This window comes from Mycobacterium sp. 1165196.3 (assembly GCF_001673415.1).
GTDB lineage: Bacteria > Actinomycetota > Actinomycetes > Mycobacteriales > Mycobacteriaceae > Mycobacterium > Mycobacterium europaeum_A.
This window is the reverse complement of record NZ_LZLU01000228.1, coordinates 1-549: the sequence shown is the minus strand read 5'-3', so window position 1 is coordinate 549 and position 549 is coordinate 1. Positions and strand designations below refer to the sequence as shown.

The window sequence follows — 549 nt, the reverse complement described above, 5'->3', positions numbered from 1 at the left end:
TGGGCCTGATCCGTACCGAGCCTTCGCGGCTGGTGCTGGAACCCTCCGGACAACTGGGCGCGATCATGGCCACCGGCACCCGGATCATGTACCGCAGCACGGACACCCGCGGCAATCCGATCGCGGTCACCGGCACCTACTTCGAGCCCTACAACGACTGGCCCGGGCGCGGACCGCGGCCGTTGATCAGCTACGCGCCCGGCACCCAGGGCCAGGGCAATCAGTGCGCCCCGTCGCGAATGTTCAACCAGGGCATCCACTATTCGGGTGGCTGGGACATCATGTTCAACTACGAGGAGCTGTTCGTCGCGACCATGGTCGCGCGTGGCTTCGCCATCGTGATGACCGACTATCAGGGCCTGGGCACCCCGTCCATGCACACCTACGTGGGCCGGGTGGCCGAGGGTCAGGCCGTGCTCGATGCGGCCCGCGCGGCCATGCGGCTGCCCGGGACGTCGTTGGATCCGCGTGGGCCGGTGGCCATGATCGCGCCCAGTTGTCCGGAGGGTTCCAGCACCAGCCGCGAAGGCTCGGTACGGATCAGATCGC

General features: G+C 67.9%; 1 protein-coding gene. It reads left to right on the top strand.

The window, feature by feature from the left end:
- Positions 1-549 (top strand): lipase family protein (locus A5659_RS22875; RefSeq protein WP_231997986.1); only part of this gene is annotated, 549 nt, incomplete at both ends.